Genomic DNA, 16,541 nt, shown 5'->3' with positions numbered 1-16,541 from the left:
TTTTATTGAACTATTACAATAAGTAGGTGGATCAGGACCATGACTATCCTGAGTACATTATGAAAACTCTCGCTGACATAGCTTTTGGTTGATATTAATTTGTGCTATCGGGACTTAATGATGATTTTATTTCCTGTAATTCTGAAGTTGATGCCACTTAATTCTAATACCTTCATCACCTGCGATACTTTGGTGGCACGGGATATCCGTCCGTTATAACGGCCGTCTGGTAGCGGGCCGTCATATTCCACGTCGAGGTTATACCATCTTTCCACCTCCCGCATGATCTGGCCGATATTTGCTTCTTCAAAAACAAAATAGCCGTTCTTCCAGCCCATTACTTCGTCCATATTTACATGATCAGAAAGCGCAATCTGACCGTCTTTTCCAACAAGGGATTGTTGTCCGGGTTGCAACAGTTTTGTATTTGCACCCTGTTTTATTTTGACGGCGCCTTCGAGCAACGTAGTTTTTATATCCGTTTCATTATTATAGGCGTTGATATTAAAATGTGTACCCAGCACCGCCACCTCCATGTTCCCGGCTTTACAGAAAAAAGGAACCGGGTTGCCTTTTACCACCTGCTTTGCCACTTCAAAATATACTTCCCCGGTAACTTCCACGGTGCGTTCCTTGTCTGAAAAAGCAACGGGGAAGCGGATAGAAGAGGCACTGTTCAACCATACGTTGGTGCCATCGGATAAAGTAAGTTTAAAGATGCCGCCACGGGGCGTTGCCACCTTGTTATATATAGGATTACCGGATCCGTTTGTTGCTGCGGCGTAGGAAAGATGCCCCGGCGCCTTGCTCAGGTTAACAGTACCCTGCCGGGTAATAGCCCCGCTGCCGGCACTGTCGAGATTCACGGTGTTACCGTCTGCCAGTATCAGTACGGCCTTATTCGCCGCAGGCAATGCATCTCCCTGAGGTTGCACATGCACTAAAACGGGCGCCGCACGGCGGGCAGCAAAATGCGACCATGCCCAGCCTGCTGAAACCAGGATTAATACGGCAGCAGCAATTTTCAAAAGATTGAAGATCCTGATTCTTTTAGCAGGAGCCTCCCCCAGGACAATCTTATTATACATGAACTCCCAATCGATCTCCTCACCGTCCTCCGCAACTCCGGGAGCTTCAAAATCTTTATCCACTATATTATTGAACAGCTCCCTCACCGCGGGGTTTTCCAGGTACCGGAACAACTCCTGCATTTCTTCAGGAGTACAGCGCTTTCGTGTATATTGCTGTAACAGGTACTGCAGCCTGTCATAAGCGGGAATTACCTTTTCTGTCATAAAACGTGAGGGGGAAATACTTCCTCCAGTATATAGACTGTTAATAAAGGCAACCGTACCGGTTGAATGCAAAAAAAATTTTCCTATAGAAAGAAAGAGAGCAGGAAGCCTATGATCAGGACGGAGGATTCGTACTGGTTGCTCATATAGGTCCTGATATAACGGAGGATCTCCACGAGGGAATTTTTAACGGTAGGCACGGAAATGCCCAGTTGCACAGCTATTTCCTGGTTACTTAACCCTTCCCGGCGGCTGAGGTAGTAGATGGACTGCTTGCGGCTGGAAAGACCGTTAACCGCCTTTTGAACGATATTGGCCGTTTCAGCTGCCAGCACTGCCTGCTCGGTGTAATCGCCGCTTTCATGGATATTTGCCCATACCTGTTCATGCAAACGCTTATTCCTTGCCACCCGTGAGAGATGATCAAACACCTGGTTGCGCGTCATGGTATAGATATACTTTTGTGGAAGCTGGATATTGGCAAGGTTTAACCTGTTTTTCCAGATTTTCAGGAACACATCCTGCACTACCTCCTCTGCATCGGTTCTGGAATGAGTGAACTGGAGAGCGAATGCGAATAAACGCAAGCGGTAGCATTCAAAAAGCGCTTTAAAGGCCGGTTCATCCCCTTCAGCAATAAGCCGGAAGAGCGCTTGTTCACTATTTAGCTCATTTTCTTTTTTCATTAAGTTCCCTGTACAAGGTAAATTTAGTCCTTTTTTTCTTATCAAAAAATTTGCCTTGCCGGCGGGAAACCGCTTGCCCCTCCTGCTCCAGGTTGCCCTGGTAACCATCTATAGCGACTTTATTTCTTACCCTTTACCGGTGTATTTTCCTGCTTATTAAATTCAAGGGCAAGTGTTAACCAGTAATTAAAATCTCTTTTCGTTTTAAGATGCTCTTCATTTACATATACAAATCCTTTGTACTCCCGTCCTTTCATGATCACTGTACGGCAGCCTTCTTTTTTTATCGCTTCTTCATGAATACCGGGGTCAATACGGCACATCATCTGGCCGGGGCCTGCTGTCAGGCACATTTTATTATTCACCATAAACGCAATCCTGCCAAACATTTTCTTCTCTTCAACATTGGGCAGTTGTGCGAGTGCCTGCCGGATCTTATCCGCCAGCTTTTCACTGTAGGCCATAAAATTTATTTGGGGATATGCTTGTCAAAAGTAAGCGTATCAAAGAATATGGTCAGTGCATCCAGTTTTCCGTTCTTTGCCTTCCAGATCTCCGCTACATCGCCATTGATGCTTACTCCGTCGGGAAATATAAAATCGTAATTTCCGATTACACAGGCATTTTCACCGTCTATGATCATTTCCTTCACCCGCATTGTTTTGAATGCCCGTGAAAATCTTTTAATCACTTCTATATACGCTGTTTTTCCAACAGCAGGCGCCGTTTTTGTCATATCGCCGCCGGTGAATTTAAAGTCGTCGGAGATGACTGTCTCCCATCCTTCTTTCCTGGCAAAGCCATTGTAATAAATTTCGAGTAATTGTTTTGTTGACGTGGAGGTTTCCATTTTTTTCTATTTTTAAAGAATCAGGAATTGCAATCTTAGTTATTGCATTTTGCAAGTAAAAATAATAAAGTTATTGTAAATTGCAAGTACTTTTTAAAATCATTCAGTATGGAAAAAGTCAGGTCGGATTGCCCCATCAGTTGCTCGCTGGATGTTTTTGGAGACCGGTGGTCGCTGCTGATCATCAGGGACATTATGCTCAGGGGGAAATTGTCTTACAGTGAGTTCCTGGAGTCGGAAGAAAAGATCGCCACCAATATCCTGTCGAACAGGCTGAGCGTGCTGGAAGCAGAAGGTATCCTGTTAAAGCGGGTATCACCGGCGAATAAGTCGAAGTTCCTTTACAGTCTTACGCCAAAAGGAATAGACCTGTTGCCCATCATCATTGAAATAATGGATTGGGGGGCAAAATACAATGTAAATTGTCCGCGAAGGGAACTTGGAAAGAAGATAAAAAAAGATAAAGCCGGGGCCGTTAAGGAATATTTTGCAAAGTTGAAAAAGCAGTTCAGGTGAGAGGTCGCACCCTGTTATTTACGCTTCAGATCTTCCCCCTTCCTGGTGTATAATACAATACACGGACACGGCGGATGTAAATCCTGGAATACTTTTGCGTAGGCGAAATCCGACAGCGGGCGCATGGCCACTATGGCCGCAGGCACTTCATTCTCGTCTATGAAATATTGTACCCCGGAGGAGCAGGAAAGCACGCTGCTGGATTGCCACCCGGGCGGCAACTCCCGGTTCAGAAAATCCAGCACAAAGTATTCCCTGCCGGGGTTGATGGGGTCCCGGAGATCAAAAGTATAATGTTCAATGGCCCTGAATTCCTCCCGGATGACATATTGCTTATTTAACGCCGCATGCCTGTTCTGCCAGCGTGCCTTTACCCTTACCTCCTTTAACTTTCTGGGTTTTGTGGTATCTGCTTGCTGTTGCTGCGCCATTGCAAAAAAGGGCAGGGAGAAAACGAAAATAAAAATAATGCGAATCATTACAAGGATTACACAGATCAGCAGGATAAAGTACCCTGCTTTTTTGGATGGCGTTACCTTTTTTTTCCAGTACTGTATTGGGTTCTATCAATATGAGCAGGATGCCCGGTTATACTGATATCGGGTATCATTTTAATCCGGGCTCCGCCGCCCCCAAATCGGACATAGTGCATGGGGAGTCCATGGGGAGTGCATGGGGAGTGCATGGGAAGTCCATGGGGAGTGCATGCGAACAGTATTAAAACCGCATGGATGATCCATGATATACCCATGTTTGACCCATGGATGAAGCATCCGGGAAATAACCGTGACCCAAAGGACTTTTATTTAACCATCATCTTAAATACCAAATAGAAAACAGGTGAATTTAATATTAACTCTGAATGTTTTTTGCCATTACCTTAGTGAAAGTTTATGCTTATAGAGAATCGTCATTTTTAGTTACCCGTACTATGTAGTTTAACCAAAATCGTAGTTCGTACCTATTTGTAAACAAGATCCTGTAACAACCTGTAAACCTAAACACGCGTATAGTTTCAACCAAATATCAAGCTTCATTTAAAACAACAGAACATGAGAAATCCTCTCCGGTTATTGGCGATATTATCGCTGGTATTCCTGATGTTACCCAACATTGCTTATGCACAGGAGCAAAAACTCATTACCGGCATTGTGTTAGCCGATGATGGTAATCCCCTGCCTGGCGTCACCGTCAGAATCAAAGGTAGCAACCGTAATACACAAACCAATGCTACAGGGCATTACCGCATTGCGGTAACTCCGGGAGAAGTCCTGGAATTTTCTTTTATCGGTTATGAAAGCCAGAGCATTCCTACCGGGAAAAGCCCGACAATCGACGTGAAAATGCTGACGAGCGCCAGTTCGCTTGAACAGGTGATCGTTACCGGTATGGGTATCAAAAAAGAGAAAAAAGCACTGGGTTATGCCGTGCAGGACATCAAATCGGCTGAACTGCTGAAAAACAAGGATCCTAACCTGGTGAATTCCCTCAACGGTAAAATTGCAGGCCTGAACATCACCAACTCCGGTGGCGCACCCGGCGCGTCTGCCTCAATTATTATCCGCGGAGGTACCTCCCTGGAAGGAAACAACCAGCCGCTGTTTATCATTGATGGTATGCCAATGGACAACTCCACCGGGCAGGGCGACAACAGCGCCTTCGATGGATCTATCAACCAGAGCACTACTTATAGTAACCGCGCCATGGATATCAACCCCGAAGATATTGAGTCCATTTCCGTCCTGAAAGGCCCCGCTGCGGCTGCGCTTTATGGTCTCCGTGCTGCTGCCGGCGCTATCGTGATCACCACCAAAAAAGGTACCACCGGAAATGTAGCCGGCTCCGTTACCAGCCGCTATATTACCAACTGGGTAAACCGGCTGCCCAAACAGCAAAGTATCTATAAACAAGGCTCCAATTATAACGGCACCTTTACCGATCAGACGGCGATGTCGTGGGGAAATAAATTTGACCCGGGCGAGAAGATCTATGATAACATGAAAGACTTCTTCCAGACAGCCAATGCGTTTGATAACAGCTTCACCATTTCAGGAGGTACTGCCACCGGCAACTTTTATCTCTCCGGGTCTAACCTCAACCAGTCAGGTGTAGTGCCTTCCACAGACTTCAACCGTTCTACCGTGCGGTTTAACGGCGAACAGAAGATCGGCATTTTTACGTTTGGCGTAAATGCTACCTATGCGCGGAGTGAAACGCAGAAAACACTTACCGGAAGCGGCTTATGGGCCTCCGGCGGTTCCGGTTATATGGAAAGCATTGTGGCCTGGCCACGGAACGATGATATGAAAGTATGGCTGAACGCAGATGGCTCCAAGCACCGGCTGCTGCCGGATATTCCGCTGGATACCGACATCGACAATCCTTACTGGATCATTAACCGTAACCCGCAGTCGGATAAAACCAACCGCTTTATCGGTTCTGCTTATGTAAATGTAAAAGTAACCAGCTGGTTTGACGCTACCTACCGCCTGGGCATAGACAACTACTACACGCAGCTGCGTAATTTAATTTCCCCCGGCTCCAGTGTCAAAGAAGGCTGGCAGAAAGGAATGCTGTCGGAAACAGACCGGAACTACAATTATGTAAACTCCAACCTGATGCTGAACTTCCACAAAACCTTTCATAAAGACTGGGATGCCAGCCTGCTGCTGGGTACTACTACAGAAGACAGCTACACAAAATCCAATTCTGCCCGTGCAGAAAGTTTCCAGATACCCACCTTTATCAGCATTAACAATGCTGCCAAGGAAAACCAGTACATCAGCCAGGGAATCAGCCGCAGACGGTTAGCCGGCTTCTATGGCGACCTGCGCTTGTCATACAAGAACATTGTATTCCTGAGCGCTACCGGTCGTAACGACATTGCCTCTACCCTGCCATCTCAGAACCAATCGTTCTTTTACCCTTCATTAAGCGGAAGCCTGGTGTTTACGGAGCTGATCCCCAAAAACAATATCCTGAGCTTTGGTAAGCTGCGTGCTTCCTGGGCGCAGGTGGGTAAAGACGCTCCTACCTACCAGACCAACACTTACCTGTTCGGGCCTGAACTTACTATTGGCGGCGGCTTCCGCAACTACTGGTCGAGAGGAAACGATAACCTGAAACCGGAAACAACTACCTCCACAGAATTTGGTACCGAAATGCGTTTCCTCAACGGCCGGCTCGGATTTGATTTCACCTGGTATGTTACCACCAGCCGCGACCAGATCCTCACGCCCCGCGTAAGCAACGCCACCGGTTATATCCTCAGCTCTGTGAATACCGGTACCATTGAAAACAAGGGTATTGAAATATCCATTAACGCCACGCCGATAAAGAAAAAAGATTTCAGCTGGGAGGTAATGCTCAACGCGTCGCATAACAACGGCGTGGTAAAATCCCTGCCGGGCTCCCTGCCTATCCTGTATGTAACTGATGTGCACCTTGCAGTAGGCCAGGCTGCATCCTTTGATGGTGGCGTGTTTATGGGCGTAAGCGGCTCCGTATGGCAGAAAGATGAAAACGGCAACCTGCTGCTCGACTGGAACACCGGCTACCCGATTCCTACCACCGCCCTTACTACGTATATAGGTAACCGTGAGCCTGACTTTCTCGGAGGGTTGAACAACAGTTTTACCTATAAGCAATTTAACTTTTCCTTCCTCTGGGATTTCAGGGTGGGTGGAGATGTGTTTAACGGCACCGACTACCTGCTGACCTCCTATGGCCTGAGCGAACGCACCGAAAACAGGAACAGCGAAATTTCCTTCAGCGGTGTAGCTAAAAATCCCACCACAGGAAAATTTGAACCGGTAACGAAAACAGTGGTGCAGTCGGAGAAATACTACCGCGATGTGTATGTAAAGAACGCGCCTTTCTTCCTGGAAAAAGTAAACTGGATGAGACTCCGTTCTGTTTCCCTCTCCTACTCACTTCCCAGAACATGGCTTAGCGGCGCACGCTGGCTGAGGGATGCCACAGTAACCGCTACCGGCACCAACCTTTTACTGCTGACCAACTACTCCGGCATGGATCCTGAAACCAGTACTGCCGGCGCCGGCGTAATAGGCTCCGGCTCTTCAGGCATCGACTATTGCGGGGTACCTGCCACAGCAGGATTTGCCATTGGTTTAAATCTTAAATTCTAAACGTGCGGAAAATGAAAAAAATACTCTTTATCATCAGCCTGTCGTTTGCACTTGCCTCCTGTAAGAAATGGGTGGACATCAACGACAATCCCAATAGCGCCAATTCATCTGTACCCACCGCCGAACAACGGCTGCCGCCACTCATCGCCCAGTTCTGCGATGCATATGAAAGCACCGGCACCCGGGCAGCCTATCTCTCACAACAACTCGCTTCCGTATACGTCAGCGGCGGAAGTAACTACAATCTTACTGCCTGGGTATCCAACAGCACCAACATACAATGGCCGTGGCAATGCTGGTATGTAAATACCGCCGTAAACGTGGCGCCACTCATCACCGCCGCAGAAAAAGTACAGGCGTATCATTATATCGGCGCCGCCAAAATCATGAAAGCATGGGGCTTTGGCACCCTCGCAGATGTATACGGCATGCTGCCATATGACCAGTTCGACGATCCCACCACTATCACGCCAAAATTTGACCAGGCATCCTACGTTCAGGAAAAAGTGCTGGCACTGCTGGATGAAGCCATTGCGGACCTGCAGAAAACACAGGGACCTACTGCGCCTCCGCTGGCCAAAGGAGATATCCTCAACAACGGCAGCACCGACAAATGGATCCGCCTGGCCTACGGCTTAAAAGCACGCTGGTTGAACCACACCTCCGCATTGCCCGGCTTCAACGCACAGGCCGTACTGGATGCCGCTTCAAAAGGCGCACAGTCGAAAGACCAAAGCGCCGTGATGCAATATGTAGATGAAGGTCCAACAGTCACCTCTTCTGCCAAAGAAGCATTACAGTACACGAATACAGCTACCACCGCCAGGATCACCAAACTGTACATGGACTACCTCACCAATAACTACACCGGCGCTCCTACAGGCATCAATAATATGGAAGATCCAAGAGTAGACCTGCTCATTCCAAGCATGGCTGACCGGAACGGCGTACTGCACCGCACACAGGGCGTAGACATGACTTCCGGTATTACCAATACCGGTCCATTGTCATACACCTACAGTACGACTAATAATACGTTCTCCAACAAGGATTCCATTTATGTGATCCTGCGTAAAACACCGTATGCGCCAACCACCACCGACCGTATACAATCCACCGGTACCTGGTACACAAAAAGAGGCGCTAAAGGATTATTGTTTACCAATGCGGAACTGCGTTTTATTGAAGCGGAAATTCTTATTAAGCAGGCTAAAAACACAGAAGCATTAACAGCCTATAAAGCCGGTATCCGCGCACATATGGAACTGCTGGACATCCCAGCCGGAACGATCGACGCATTCCTCAACAGCAGCTCCGTAGTGCAGCTGCCGGCATTGCTCACACTCAGCAATATCATGATCCAGAAATACATTGCGTTGTCGTACTCCCCGGAAAACTGGGCAGACCTGCGCCGGTTAAACTACTGCACCGACGCCGCCGGAAACTATAACGAAACAACCGGCGTTTATAAAGGGTTTAAACGTCCCGCGCATGTTAACACGTTGTATTACCCGGCCCAAACCGATTGGCCACGCCGCTTTGCGGTACCCAGCTATGAAATCAATTACAACAGCACACAGGTACTGAATGCAGACCCTACTGCCAGCAGCCCGACGTATATCAGCCAGCCAGTGTGGTGGAATAAGAAGTAAACGCGAATTTTGTCTTTCTCAGGATTACGCTGATTTTACTGATTACCTGGATTTTTACATTTGGATTTTTTTAGATTTTTAGATTTTCTTAAAAATAATAATTAAGGGAGATAAGAGCGATATCCGCTTCTATCTCCCTTAATCCTTTATAAAATCCAAAAAGTAAAAATCCAGGTAATCAGTAAAATCAGCGTAATCCTGAGAAAGACAACCTACGCTCTACGGCACATCATCATCTTTAAAAAATGGTTGCAGGAAGAAGTGCATGATCAATAATCCCAGCACAAAACCAATACCCAGTATGGCCAGCACACTCATTAGCGGCACACTGTGACACTGACCTGGTACGCTGCTGATCCCTACAAAGGGTATTTCCTTATTTAGAAAAAGCGCCATAAAGCCACTGACCACCGTAAGCAGGATGAGTACAATTAATAGTATCAATAATTTTTTTCGCCACTTCCAGTCGTCCCCTTGTGTTTTTACAAAATAAAAGTACACCGCACCCGCCATCAGCACTAAAATAAAAAAGCCGATGGTGAAATAAATAAAGTAAACATCCCCTTCATACTGCGAGGCATCCACGCTGCACGGATCTTTGAACAGTATAGCGTATATGCTCAATTCTCTTTTTATGCGCTGCCAGAACGTGAGATGCTGCGGGATGGGGGGATACAGTGATACCGTATCAAGAACAAGCGTGTCTGTTACCACAAATTTATCTACCAATGCATCCCACAGGTCTGTGGTGCCGTTATCGGCGCCCAATGTCCATATTGCGATGCCACCTAGCTCATTCTTCATTACAAAGTCATACTTCATCGACATGCTGATGCCATCATCAAACCAGATCTCCTCCTTTACTACGCCATACTGATCTTTTACTTCTATAAAAAAAGTAGCGGTGGTTTCATCGAAGATGGCCACAGTATCCGAAGGGTACTGCTTGCGGATATCGCTGTAGCTAACATAGCGACTGAAAACATCCGGGTTGCCATCTCTTCCTTTTTTCCATACGGCGCCGTAGTAAGGCAATAACAAGGAAAGTTGTGCAGGCGGAATGTCGCCTTGCAGGTAACGTGAAACAGCGCCTGTCAAAGACTTTGACGCATTGCCATCCAGCGGAGCAAGCGGTCCTGCCGTTTCGCCGCCCGCCTGTGTAAAATCAATGATAAAGTAATCGACATAACTGTGGAGTGCACGCAGATCGTAGTTATAGGAAGGGTCGTACGGAGGTACAACTACATTAATTTTAAAGTTCTTATTTACACTTTTCAACGCACCGGAAAGCCCAATGATAAAGCTGCTGAAAGCGGCACGTTGATTACCGGGCAGTGCCTGAAAATAGATAGTAACCCCATCTGCTTTTTGCTGCACCAACAAACGGGCAAGGCTATCCGAAAACGTTGCCTGTGCATTTTTATTTTTGAGAAGGGCGAGTATGTTACTGCTTTTTTTATCAAGAAAAAGAAACTGCAGGTTGCATCCTGCCGACAGCGCATCGCCCACAGACTTCACTTCATCCTGCTGAAAGGCTGGCTGGATACGGCCAGTCTGGCCATCAACCAGGTATCCGAGGAAACTGTAAGTACTCAGCGCATTAAAATTGTACGTCGTATATCCCTGCTCCATCCAGTATGGCTGGATACCCATTACATTTACTTTTTGTGAAAGCCGGAGCAGGTAACGCGCGCCCGCACTATCGCTCAGCCGCAATGTATCTACCTGGTCCGGTGGCCGTCCGTACAATGAGCGGATAGCGGTAAGATGAGCGGCTTTGGTATTTTCTGTTTCCTGTTCCTCACTCTTCTTCTGCAGGATGGGCATCATCTTATCCACCAGGGCGTCAAGATCAGTTCCGGGCACCGCACTATCGGGTTCCTGCACCGGTTTTTTACTGCTGGTATCAGCCGGCGGATTTGCAGCCTGCGAAGCATGACTTAATGCAATGGCATTGAGCAGTGACATCAGCGAATCAAATTGCTGGTTTTCTGTTTTGGTTAATGCCTCGTTTAATTTCCGTATGTCATCCTTACTAACTACCAGTGAATCTGTTAACGTTTGGTTGATAACATATAAAACGCGGGCGCGCTCGCGCGCGTGAGCATTATATCGAAAACGAAAGGCTTTTAAAATCCGTTGTATGAGCTTAGTGTTGGCGGCAGTATCCGATGGCAGCTTTGGCGGCTTCGGCAATTTAGGCGCTGGTGGCGGCTTTGGTGGCTTTGGTAATTTAACTGGCGACTCCTGGAAATAATGGCGCACACTCCTGCTGTTGCCGTATACGGTGCTATCGCAATGAAAAAAAACGAGGAATGCAATTATGAGGGCGGTTATTTTTTGAGCGGGATTCATCAGGATGCTTAAGATAATAAAAGATAGAAAAATATTTTTTCAAATAAAAATAAATAAATCGCTTTTTTGAATTTATATTGCGATATCAACATGAAAACTCATTTTCATTTCTCAAAATAACGAACACCTTTTTCAGCCCGGACAATTTACAGGACAGTATACATCTCGCGATAAGAATTAAATACCATTCCAATGATCTATGAGGCCCTTAGCTGTGTTACAGAAGATATTAACAATAACCTGAAGCGAAAATTACAGATCAACGAAGATAAAGTGATACTTTCCGGTATTGTAAACCAGGATGGTTCCGTAGCGATACAGGGCGAAAACAAAATGCTTGTAACGCTTGTCAATGTTGAAAAAGAGACAGCAAGAACATCCGTTTCAAATACCGGCGCCGGCATGTACAATACCTCTGCAGCAGCGGTATCCGTGAACCTCTATGTATTATTTTCTGCTTACTTCAGCAGCAATAACTACGCGCAGGCTTTAAGATTTCTTTCCTACACCGTCGCCTTTTTTCAGTCGAAAAATACCTTTACCGCACAGAATACACCTGCGTTAGATGCCGGCATCAGCAAGCTTGCCTTTGAACTGGAAAGTCCCGGAGCCGACAGGCTAAACAACATGTGGGCTACGCTGGGCGCCAAGTACATGCCATCCGTTTTGTACAAGGTGCGCATGCTTACGTTCGACGATTCCATCATCAAAGAATACAGGCCAGCCGTTGCGGGCACTGCCGGAGAAATGTTACCGGCGAGATAAATGTTATCCTTAGCTAGTTTTAAAAACTTGAATGAAACAGCAATATGAAATACTGACTACTATCCGCTATCGTCATGATTTTTTCCAGGCGCTATCCTACGAAGGCATAGGCATCCGCATGTCTGCCGCTACCGGAAAACAGTTACTGAATGCAGATCTGATGCTTAAACAACAGGCATCCGGGTTCCTGTTGCTATACAACACACTGGGCGCTGGAAAGCGCACCAGGAGCGACTTACTGCAGGACAATACCATGCTAACCTTTGAAGTAATCCTGAAAGATCCGCTGTTTTATAACTATACTGCTATTGATGCCGGCAGCATTACTACCCAATGCTTTATGTTTGGCAATGATGCCGCTAATGCACCAGGCGTTTTACACCGGCATCCATATGCTGATGCAGCAGACCTGTACGGAACAGATACGCTGACGGAACCCTTTTTTACAAAACCGTTCGGATTGCTGACATTGATGCTGAATGACTCCCTACAGGATAACTATGAGATCAGGTTTCAGGCCCGGAGCACCCACTGGTGCTACTACCTGATGAGTGAACAGCTGGCAGCGCTGCCACACCCGGTAATCCTCAACAACAGCGGAATTTCCTGTTTCAGCGAGCCATTGCTGGCAGCGCTGCCTGAGCGGAATAACGTACCGGTACTGGTATCAAATGACCCTATCCAACTTTCGGATAGGACTCCTGACATATTCAAATTGGCAAACCGGCTATCGGAGGAAGACAACAAACACAAAATCATCATCTCCCCGCTCCCGTCGCCGGAAGTCAACAGGATATCTGCTGCAGGAAGATCGTGGTATACCAATGGAAAAACGTACTCGGAAATATTTTTATACTAAACAAAAAATCACCTAATATGGCATCAACCTTCATGACCCCTGGGGTTTATATTGAGGAGAAAAATGCGTTCCCCAGTTCCATTACCGCTGTGGAAACTGCAGTGCCTGTGTTCATAGGCTATACGCAGAAAGCAGAAAGGAATGGTAAATCCCTTATCCACAAGCCCACCAGGATCACGTCTTTCGCAGAGTACCTGGAATACTTCGGCAGTGAGTTCAAACCTAAATTCACGCTGGCGGACGCAGATCCCAAGGTGAAGCAGGAAACCTTTAACATCAACGGGAAGCCGACCGTGGTGCAGATTAAAGACAATAACACGGCCTACTTCTACAACAGTATGCGGCTTTTCTTCGGCAACGGCGGAAGCCTCTGCTACATCCTGTCGGTTGGCACCTATGGCAGTGGAGCAGACGGTGTTACCATTGCAGCAGATGATTTCATTGGCTCGGACACCAAGCCCAATGTATTTACCCTGCTGGAAAAAGAAGCTGAACCCACGCTGATTGTAATGCCCGACATCATTGCACTGGGAGCAGATGCCTATACTACGGTGTACTCACAGGTATTACAGCATTGCGCCAACATGCAAAGCCGCTTCGGTATCTTCGACCTGGTAAAACAAAAACCATCGGACGTACTGGAAGATGTAGTGGGCGTGTTCCGGGAACAGATCGGCGTTAACTCGCTCAACTACGGCGCAGCGTATCATCCCTGGCTGAAAACTACTATTGTGCAGCCGGATGAAGTGGACTTTGAAAACCTGGATGCCAGCGTAGACCTGGAAAAATTATTACCCGAACCAGCGGCTGCGCAGATCATCACCAAATTTAAGACCAACGCCACACCTGATAAAAATACCAAAAAGAATTTCCATCAGTCGCTGAAGGCTGCCAGTCCTACCTACGTGCATATCCTCGAGGAAGTGCGTGCGCAGATGAATGAACTGCCACCAAGTGGAGCATTAGCGGGCATCTATACCCTGATAGATAATTCACGCGGCGTGTGGAAAGCCCCTGCCAATGTATCGGTGAGCATGGTAACCGCCCCCACGGTTAACATCTCCGGTGAGGAACAAAAAAATCTCAACGTGGATATCATGGCAGGAAAGTCTATCAATGTGATCAGGCCATTTACAGGCGTAGGAACCCTGGTATGGGGCGCCAGAACATTGGATGGCAATAGTCTCGACTGGCGTTATATCAACGTGCGGCGCACGCTCATCATGATTGAGCAATCTGTAAAACTGGCTACCCGCGCTTATGTGTTTGAATCCAATGATGCCACTACCTGGATCACGGTAAAAAGCATGATCAACAACTTCCTGCAAAACCTCTGGAAACAGGGTGCACTGGCCGGCGCCGCACCGGAGCAGGCTTTTGATGTACAGGTAGGTCTTGGTGCTACTATGACACCCCAGGACATCCTGGAAGGCAGGATGCTGATCACCGTAAAAGTAGCGCTTACACGTCCTGCTGAATTTATCATCATCACCTTCCAGCAGCAAATGCAGGAATCTTAATCCACAACTAAAAAATCTATTCAATAACTTTTAAAACTTGCAATTATGGCAGATGACGGCTCCACCCAATCACAGGCCACCTGGCCTATGGTAAAGTTTTCTTTCAAAGTCATGTGGGATGGCAAAGAGATCATATTCCAGGAAGTAACCGGGCTTACTTCTGAAACACAGGTAATAGAATACCGCGGCGGCAGTAATCCTGTATACTCGGTAGTAAAAATGCCGGGGATCGCCAAGTTCAATAATATCACCCTGAAGAAAGGTATCTTCAAAGGAGATACTACCCTGTGGGATAATTATGATCTCATCAAAATGAATACCATCAAGCGTTCCACCATTGTAATCAGTTTACTGGATGAAACCGGTCAAACGGCGATGAACTGGACACTGACCAATGCGTTTCCCTGTAAAATGACGGTTACCGATATGAAATCCGATGCCAATGAAGTGGCAGTGGAAACCATGGAAGTAGCGCATGAAGGACTGCATTTAACCAAATAAAAACGGACAACGGGTAGCGAAGCCGCAGGAATGACTTCGTTATCCGTTACTCCGCTTATTCACGGCTTCAAATAAATTGTCATGCCTATTCCACCACCACCGCCCTCGTCGGCCCAAACGCCCTTTTATCCGCCGGTGGGATTTTATTTCAGGGTAATGGTGCCGGGAATCACCGGCAGCAATGAAGGCAGCTTCCAGGAAGTAAGCGGACTAACCGCTACCATTACGCCACTGGAAGTAAAAGAAGGAGGAGAAAACAGGTTTATCCATCGCCTTCCGCAGGCGCCAAAATATGGCAACCTGGTGCTCAAAAGAGGCATGCTCACCGGCTCTCCGCTGATACGCTGGGCGCAGAACAGTATTAATCTTTTTACCTTCTCGCCCGTAGCAGTAGTAGTAAGCCTGATGAATGCAAACCGCGGACTGGTTGCTTCATGGCAATTTGTAAATGCTTATCCCGTAGCATTGAAAGTATCAGAATTCAAAGCGCAGGAAAGCGTTATTGCCCTGGAGACCCTGGAACTATGCTATGACTATTTTCAACAAATCAGTTAGTTATGCCTTTGGAAATAAGAGAACTGGTGATCAAAGTCACCATAGAAGAACATCCCTCGCAGGCAACAGGCCATACCGGCGTTAAAGACCTGCAAGCCCTGAAAGATAAGATAGTAAGGGAATGCATGGATAAATTAATTACTACCATAGAGAACTTACCCGCAAGATGAACCCTACAGGAGGACCCACGAAATTATTACTGGCAGGCTATGCAGATCCGGAAGCTACGGAATTGATCGACAGCGTATCCGCCGTAATCAACCCGGACAATTATACGCTCAACTATACCATCAATTATAAAAACACAGATGAGCAGGGCGCAGTAGCGCCTACACAAATTTTCAGCAGCATGGAGTCGGGCAACTTCGACCTCGAACTGCTGGTGGATGGAACCGGCGTAATCCCTATTCCCGGCGGATTAACAGTAGACGCCTATATCGAAAAAGTGATGAACATCGCGTATAACTACCAGGGAACAGACCACCGTCCCAACTACCTGCGCATCACCTGGGGAAATACCAACTTTACAGGCGTATGTAAGAACATCAACATCAAGTACAGCCTGTTCAGCACTACCGGCGTGGCTTTGCGTGCAGTGATCAAACTCACTGTAATAGAGTCGGTAGCCTTTGCAACGAAAATAAAAGAATCCGGTGTGTCATCCCCGGACCTTACACATATGCGGACCGTACTGGCCGGCGATACCCTGCCGTTAATGACCTATCGTATTTACGGTGAACCCGGTTATTATATGGAAGTGGCCAGGGTAAATGGTTTGAATAGTATCCATGATATTAAACCCGGCGACGGACTCTATTTCCCCCCGCTAAAGAAATAAA

The 16,541-nt window shown here is 47.1% G+C and carries 16 protein-coding genes; 10 read left to right on the top strand and 6 right to left on the bottom strand.

The genetic code is table 11. The features are described 5' to 3' along the window. Positions 1 to 104 precede the first annotated feature (104 nt). The 4 genes from ACLHR0_RS28970 to ACLHR0_RS28955 form a co-directional block, all read right to left on the bottom strand. Positions 105 to 1,295 (bottom strand): FecR family protein, encoded by a 1,191-nt coding sequence (locus ACLHR0_RS28970; RefSeq protein WP_436491335.1) that lies wholly within the window; start codon positions 1,293 to 1,295, stop codon positions 105 to 107. An 83-nt stretch (positions 1,296 to 1,378) separates the two neighbouring features. Further along, on the bottom strand, positions 1,379 to 1,981 hold the full coding sequence (locus tag ACLHR0_RS28965) for an RNA polymerase sigma factor (RefSeq protein WP_429047416.1): 603 nt from the start codon (positions 1,979 to 1,981) through the stop codon (positions 1,379 to 1,381). A 119-nt stretch (positions 1,982 to 2,100) separates the two neighbouring features. Beyond that, the gene (locus ACLHR0_RS28960) at positions 2,101 to 2,445 is read right to left on the bottom strand and encodes a TfoX/Sxy family protein (RefSeq protein ID WP_436491332.1); all 345 of its coding nucleotides are present in this window, start codon (positions 2,443 to 2,445) and stop codon (positions 2,101 to 2,103) included. A gap of 5 nt (positions 2,446 to 2,450) precedes the next feature. Further along, a complete protein-coding gene (locus ACLHR0_RS28955; RefSeq protein ID WP_436491330.1) occupies positions 2,451 to 2,831 on the bottom strand; it encodes a nuclear transport factor 2 family protein in 381 nt (126 codons plus the stop codon). A gap of 108 nt (positions 2,832 to 2,939) precedes the next feature. Here ACLHR0_RS28955 and ACLHR0_RS28950 point away from each other — a divergent pair, with 108 nt between their 5' ends. Beyond that, positions 2,940 to 3,347 carry a winged helix-turn-helix transcriptional regulator gene (locus tag ACLHR0_RS28950; RefSeq protein WP_429047413.1) on the top strand — a complete coding sequence of 136 codons (408 nt, stop codon included), beginning with the start codon at positions 2,940 to 2,942 and terminating at the stop codon, positions 3,345 to 3,347. Positions 3,348 to 3,361: 14 nt separating this feature from the next. On the opposite strand, the gene ACLHR0_RS28945 is transcribed toward ACLHR0_RS28950, so the two are convergent. Continuing rightward, positions 3,362 to 3,826, bottom strand: a complete 465-nt coding sequence (locus ACLHR0_RS28945; RefSeq protein WP_436491328.1) for a hypothetical protein — start codon at positions 3,824 to 3,826, stop codon at positions 3,362 to 3,364. Positions 3,827 to 4,399: 573 nt separating this feature from the next. On the opposite strand from ACLHR0_RS28945, the gene ACLHR0_RS28940 reads away from it, so the two are divergent. Then, entirely contained in the window at positions 4,400 to 7,495 is a 3,096-nt protein-coding gene (locus tag ACLHR0_RS28940; RefSeq protein WP_436491326.1) for a SusC/RagA family TonB-linked outer membrane protein, read from the top strand. Between the two features lie 11 nt (positions 7,496 to 7,506). Next, a complete protein-coding gene (locus ACLHR0_RS28935; protein WP_436491324.1) occupies positions 7,507 to 9,147 on the top strand; it encodes a SusD/RagB family nutrient-binding outer membrane lipoprotein in 1,641 nt (546 codons plus the stop codon). A gap of 219 nt (positions 9,148 to 9,366) precedes the next feature. Here the strand turns inward: ACLHR0_RS28935 and ACLHR0_RS28930 are convergent, their stop codons facing one another. Then, the gene (locus ACLHR0_RS28930; RefSeq protein WP_436491322.1) at positions 9,367 to 11,115 is read right to left on the bottom strand and encodes a glycosyl hydrolase family 18 protein; all 1,749 of its coding nucleotides are present in this window, start codon (positions 11,113 to 11,115) and stop codon (positions 9,367 to 9,369) included. 579 nt (positions 11,116 to 11,694) lie between these two features. Here ACLHR0_RS28930 and ACLHR0_RS28925 point away from each other — a divergent pair. The 7 genes from ACLHR0_RS28925 (at position 11,695) to ACLHR0_RS28895 (ending at position 16,540) form a co-directional block, all read left to right on the top strand. Continuing rightward, positions 11,695 to 12,267 carry a DUF4255 domain-containing protein gene (locus ACLHR0_RS28925; protein ID WP_079467627.1) on the top strand — a complete coding sequence of 191 codons (573 nt, stop codon included), beginning with the start codon at positions 11,695 to 11,697 and terminating at the stop codon, positions 12,265 to 12,267. Positions 12,268 to 12,298: 31 nt separating this feature from the next. Beyond that, positions 12,299 to 13,126, top strand: coding sequence for a hypothetical protein (locus tag ACLHR0_RS28920; protein WP_436491320.1), 828 nt, complete (start codon positions 12,299 to 12,301; stop codon positions 13,124 to 13,126). Positions 13,127 to 13,143: 17 nt separating this feature from the next. Continuing rightward, on the top strand, positions 13,144 to 14,646 hold the full coding sequence (locus ACLHR0_RS28915) for a phage tail sheath family protein (protein WP_370910134.1): 1,503 nt from the start codon (positions 13,144 to 13,146) through the stop codon (positions 14,644 to 14,646). Between the two features lie 45 nt (positions 14,647 to 14,691). Further along, positions 14,692 to 15,147 carry a phage tail protein gene (locus ACLHR0_RS28910; RefSeq protein ID WP_079467630.1) on the top strand — a complete coding sequence of 152 codons (456 nt, stop codon included), beginning with the start codon at positions 14,692 to 14,694 and terminating at the stop codon, positions 15,145 to 15,147. Positions 15,148 to 15,228: 81 nt separating this feature from the next. Beyond that, a complete protein-coding gene (locus ACLHR0_RS28905; RefSeq protein ID WP_429047405.1) occupies positions 15,229 to 15,702 on the top strand; it encodes a phage tail protein in 474 nt (157 codons plus the stop codon). A gap of 2 nt (positions 15,703 to 15,704) precedes the next feature. Further along, positions 15,705 to 15,872 (top strand): DUF5908 family protein, encoded by a 168-nt coding sequence (locus ACLHR0_RS28900; RefSeq protein ID WP_436491317.1) that lies wholly within the window; start codon positions 15,705 to 15,707, stop codon positions 15,870 to 15,872. Next, positions 15,869 to 16,540 carry a CIS tube protein gene (locus ACLHR0_RS28895; protein ID WP_429064921.1) on the top strand — a complete coding sequence of 224 codons (672 nt, stop codon included), beginning with the start codon at positions 15,869 to 15,871 and terminating at the stop codon, positions 16,538 to 16,540. Before ACLHR0_RS28900 ends, ACLHR0_RS28895 begins: the two co-directional genes overlap by 4 nt. Position 16,541 lies beyond the last annotated feature (1 nt).

The sequence above is a fragment of the Chitinophaga sp. ARDCPP14 genome (assembly GCF_051362515.1).
GTDB lineage: Bacteria > Bacteroidota > Bacteroidia > Chitinophagales > Chitinophagaceae > Chitinophaga.
This window is presented reverse-complemented; position numbering and strand designations above follow the sequence as displayed.